This is a genomic window from Streptomyces sp. NPDC054840 (assembly GCF_053611065.1).
In genome coordinates this window covers 1-4,913 of sequence record NZ_JBSGZP010000571.1, presented here as the reverse complement: position 1 = coordinate 4,913, position 4,913 = coordinate 1, and the positions used below count along the sequence as shown (strand labels likewise).

Below are 4,913 nucleotides of genomic sequence, written 5' to 3'. Positions count from 1 at the left end.
GGAGGAAGCCCCCGCACCGGCCGGTGCGGGGGCTTCCTCGTGGGTGGGGCGCTCGGGCCCCGCGGATGCTCAGCCGGTGTTGCGCAGGCCGGCGGCGACGCCGTTGACCGTGAGCAGCAGGGCGCGGGCGAGCAGCGGGTCGGCTTCCTCGCCCGCGGCGGCGGCCGCGCGCTGGCGGGCCAGCAGGGAGACCTGGAGGTAGGAGATGGGGTCCAGGTAGGCGTCGCGTACGGCGAAGGTCTGCTGGAGCACCGGGTTCGAGCCGAGGAGCTCTTCGGCGCCGGTGATGCGCAGGACCTCGCGGACGGTGAGCTCGTGCTCGGCCTCGATGCGGGCGAAGACGTGCTTGAGGTCGTCGGGCACGAGGGTGTCGACGTAGTGGCGCGCGATCCGCAGGTCGGTCTTGGCCAGCGTCATCTCGACGTTGGACAGGAAGTTGCGGAAGAAGTGCCAGCGTCCGCCCATCTCGGCGAGGACGTCCTCCTGGCCGGCCTCGCGCAGGGCCTTGAGGCCGGAGCCGACCCCGTACCAGCCGGGGACGATCTGGCGGGACTGGGTCCAGCCGAAGACCCACGGGATGGCGCGCAGGCCGTCGAGGCCGGCGCCGGAGTCGGGGCGGCGGGAGGGCCGGGAGCCCAGGTGGAGGTCGGCGAGCTGGTCGACGGGGGTCGCGGCGAAGAAGTACGAGGGTAGGTCGGGGTCCTCGACGAGCTCGCGGTACGCGGCGTGCGCGGCGTCGGAGACCACGTCCATGGCCGCGTCCCAGCGGGAGAGGGCCTCGTCGGACTGGCGGGGCGCGGTGTGCAGGGCGGAGGCCTGCAGGGTGGCCGCGACGGTCAGTTCGAGGTTCTCCCGGGCCAGGGAGGGGACGAGGTACTTGTCGGAGATGACCTCGCCCTGCTCGGTGACCTTGATCTCGCCTTCGAGGGTGCCCCAGGGCTGGGCGAGGATCGCGTCGTGGGAGGGGCCGCCGCCGCGGCCGACGGTGCCGCCGCGGCCGTGGAAGAGGCGCAGGCGCACGCCGTAGCGGTGGGCGACGTCGCGCAGCCGGCGCTGGGCGCGGTGGATCTCCCACTGGGAGGTGGTGATGCCGCCGAACTTGGAGGAGTCGGAGTAGCCGAGCATGACCTCCTGGACGTCGCCGCGCAGGGAGACGAGGCGCCGGTAGGAGGGGTCGGCGAGCATCTCGTCGAGGATGACGTCGGCGGCGCGCAGCTCGTCGGTGGTCTCCAGGAGCGGGACGATGCCGATCTTGGCCCAGCCGGTGTGGAGGTCGATGAGGCCGGCCTCGCGGGCGAGGACGGCGGCGGCGAAGACGTCGTCGGCGCCCTGGCACATCGAGATGATGTAGGACTCGATGACCTCGGGGCCGAACTTCTCGAAGGCGTCCTTGATGGCGCCGAAGACGCCGAGGGTCTTGGCTCCTGCGGCGTCGAGCGGGGCCGGGGTGGGCGCCAGCGGGCGGCGGGAGCGCAGTTCCTTGGCGAGGAGCTTCTGCCGGTAGTCGCGCGGCATGTCGGCGTAGCGCCAGGACTCCTCGCCGAGCCGGTCGAAGAGCTGGCCGAGCGCGTGGTGGTGGGCGTCGGCGTGCTCGCGCACGTCCATGGTGGCGAGCTGCAGGCCGAAGGCGGCCAGGGTGCGGATGGTGCGGTCCATGCGGCCGTCGGCGAAGAGCGCGCCGCGGTGTTCGCGCAGGGAGGTCTGGATGAGGGTGAGGTCGGTGAGCAGCTCGGCGGTGCCGAGGTAGTCGCGGCCTTCCTCGTGCGGGATGCCCTTGGCGAGGCGCTCGCGGGTGTTGAGGAGCTTCTGCCGGATGCAGGTGGCCTTGAGGCGGTACGGCTCCTCGGCGTTCAGCCGCTTGTAGCGCGGGCTGATCTCGGGGAGGCGCTCCAGGTCGGCCTGGAGGGAGGCGAGGAGTTCCTCGGTGGCTCCGGTGTAGCGGATGGAGTTGGAGAGGAGTCCGCGCAGGTAGTCGATGAGTTCCAGGGCGTCGGTGATGCCGTGCTCGTGCTGGAGGATCAGCACGTCGCGGGTGACCTCCGGGGTGACGTTCGGGTTGCCGTCCCGGTCGCCGCCGATCCAGGTGCCGAAGGTCAGCGGGCGGGTGCCGGCGGGGATCTCGACGCCGACGCGCTGAAGCTCGGCGGCGAGGTCCTCGAGGACGTCGCCGACGGCGCCGGCGTGCAGCTCGTCGAGGTAGTAGATGGCGTTGCGGGCCTCGTCGGCGGGCTCGGGTCGCACGACGCGCAGCTCGTCGGTCTGCCAGACGAGGTCGATGTTCTCGGCGAGGCGCAGGTCGTGGCGGCGGCGGTCGCCGGCGCCGGTGACGGGCTCCTCCAGCAGGGTGGCGATGCGGCGCAGCTTGTTGAGGACGCTGCGGCGGGCCGCCTCGGTGGGGTGCGCGGTGAAGACCGGGCGGACGTTGAGGTTCTTGACCGTCTCGCGCAGGTGTTCGGGGTCGGCGTCCTTCAGCATGTCGGCCGTGCGGGCGAGGAGCCCGCCCTCGGCGGCACGGTGGGCGCGCAGTTCCTTGCCGCGGTGCACCTGCTCGGTGACGTTGGCGAGGTGGAAGTAGGTGGAGAAGGCGCGTACGAGCTTGGCGGCGGTCTCCAGGTCGGTGTCGCCGAGCAGGGCGGCGGCGGCCTCGCCGTCGGTGCGGGTGAGGGCGCGGACGCGCTCGACGAGGTCGAGGAGGTCTTGGCCCTCCTGGCGTACGAGGGTCTCCCCGAGGAGGTCGCCGAGGCGGCGGATGTCCGCGCGCAGTTCCGCGTTGGCGGTGTCGGCCGGGGTGACGGGGGCCTGGCCCTGGGGGGCCTGGTCAGCACTGCTCACAGGTGCGGCTCCTTGCAGTGTTCGAGCGCTACTGGGCGGTGGGCTCCCGGCGACGTGCGGTGATGCCTTCCCCGGATTCCGTCCGGGGGCGGGATCTCCGCTCCTGATGCGCAGCTCGGGCTGCCCGTGCGGACCGCGCTGTCCGACGGGACCCAGGATAGGTGTCCGATGCGTGTGCCTGGGCAAACGTCTCATCAGGCGGCGCGTGAACACCTCGCGCGCGCTCCTCCTCCCGGCGCAGCCCCTCTTGCCTGCGTACCCGGATTTGCCATACTTACGATGCCGTAGGTTACGGGTCCGTAGGGTTTCGTAACCCGGGAGCCTGCCGATTTCTCTCACCCCCCAGGGGACCCCCATGACCACCAGTCCCGATCTGATCGAGGGTGCCGGCGCGCCCTCCGACACATCCGAGCCGTCCGCGACACTCGGCGGCGAGAACAAGCGGTCCATCGAGCAGATGGCTCTGCTGCTGTTCATCACCGTGCCCTTCGTGGCCCTGCTGGCGGCCGTCCCGCTGGCCTGGGGCTGGGGGGTGAGCTGGTTGGACCTGGGCCTGATGGTCTTCATGTACTTCCTGGCCTGCCACGGGATCACCATCGGTTTCCACCGCTACTTCACCCACGGTTCCTTCAAGGCGAATCGGCCGCTGCGGATCGTCCTCGCGGTGATGGGGTCGATGGCGGTGGAGGGACCGCTCGTGCGCTGGGTGGCGGACCACCGCAAGCACCACAAGTTCTCGGACCACGAGGGTGACCCGCATTCGCCGTGGCGGTTCGGGGAGACCCTGCCGGCCCTGATGAAGGGGCTGTGGTGGGCCCACATCGGCTGGCTGTTCGACGAGGAGCAGACCGATCAGCAGAAGTACGCCCCCGACCTGATCAAGGACCCGGCGATCCGCCGGATCTCGCGGGACTTCATCTTCTGGACGATCTTCTCGCTGGCGATCCCGCCGCTGGTGGGCGGCCTGGTGACGATGTCCTGGTGGGGCGCGTTCACGGCGTTCTTCTGGGGCTCCCTCGTGCGGGTCGCGCTGCTGCACCACGTGACCTGGTCGATCAACTCGATCTGCCACGCGGTGGGCAAGCGGCCGTTCAGGTCCCGGGACCGCAGTGGCAACGTGTGGTGGCTGGCGGTGCTCTCGTGCGGCGAGTCCTGGCACAACCTGCACCACGCCGACCCGACCTCGGCGCGCCACGGCGTGCTGCGCGGCCAGGTCGACTCCAGCGCGCGCCTGATCCGCTGGTTCGAGCAGCTGGGCTGGGCGACGGATGTCCGCTGGCCGTCGGCGGCCCGCATCGACGCCCGGCGCAGGGAAAGCGAGTCGAACGCGGCATGATGGGGGGCGTGGCGATCGACGGCGATAATTCCAGCAGCGACAAGCCCAGGCGCGGCCGCCGGGTTCGGATGACGGGCGCGGAGCGGCGCCAGCAACTGCTGGACATCGGCCGGACGCTGTTCGCCGAGAAGGGCTTCGAAGGCACCTCGGTGGAGGAGATCGCGGCGAAGGCCGGGGTGTCCAAGCCGGTGGTGTACGAGCACTTCGGCGGCAAGGAGGGGCTGTACGCGGTCGTCGTGGACCGGGAGATGCGCCAGCTGCTGGACGGGGTGACGGGCGCGCTGACGGCCGGGCACCCGCGGGAGCTGCTGGAGCAGGCGGCGTTCGCGCTGCTGGACTACATCGAGTCGTACACGGACGGCTTCCGGATCCTCGTGCGGGATTCCCCGGTCGCCCAGTCGACCGGCACCTTCGCCTCGCTGATCAGCGACATCGCCACGCAGGTCGAGGACATCCTGGGTCTGGAGTTCAAGGCGCGGGGCTTCGACCCCAAGCTGGCCCCGCTGTACGCGCAGGCGCTGGTCGGGATGGTGGCGCTGACCGGGCAGTGGTGGCTGGACGTGCGCAAGCCCAAGAAGGCGGAGGTGGCGGCACACCTGGTGAATCTGGCCTGGCACGGGCTGGACGGGCTGGAGTCGAAGCCGCAGCTGGTGGGCCGGCGCAAGAACTGACCGCGGTACGCGCGGCACCGGCACCGGACGCCGGCCACCGAGCAGCACCCGACGGCGCCCCGTCACCGGAGATC

The 4,913-nt window shown here is 71.3% G+C and carries 3 protein-coding genes; 2 read left to right on the top strand and 1 reads right to left on the bottom strand.

What is annotated here, in order from left to right; all coding sequences use genetic code 11:
* Positions 1-69: 69 nt before the first annotated feature.
* Positions 70-2,832: a phosphoenolpyruvate carboxylase gene (ppc, locus tag ACWGIU_RS29795; RefSeq protein ID WP_453710951.1), complete on the bottom strand. Its 2,763-nt coding sequence runs from the start codon at positions 2,830-2,832 to the stop codon at positions 70-72.
* 355 nt (positions 2,833-3,187) lie between these two features.
* On the opposite strand from ppc, the gene ACWGIU_RS29790 reads away from it, so the two are divergent.
* Together ACWGIU_RS29790 and ACWGIU_RS29785 are read left to right on the top strand one after the other, a co-directional pair.
* Entirely contained in the window at positions 3,188-4,168 is a 981-nt protein-coding gene (locus tag ACWGIU_RS29790) for an acyl-CoA desaturase (RefSeq protein WP_453710949.1), read from the top strand.
* A complete protein-coding gene (locus tag ACWGIU_RS29785; RefSeq protein ID WP_453710947.1) occupies positions 4,165-4,839 on the top strand; it encodes a TetR family transcriptional regulator in 675 nt (224 codons plus the stop codon). Before ACWGIU_RS29790 ends, ACWGIU_RS29785 begins: the two co-directional genes overlap by 4 nt.
* Positions 4,840-4,913: the final 74 nt, after the last annotated feature.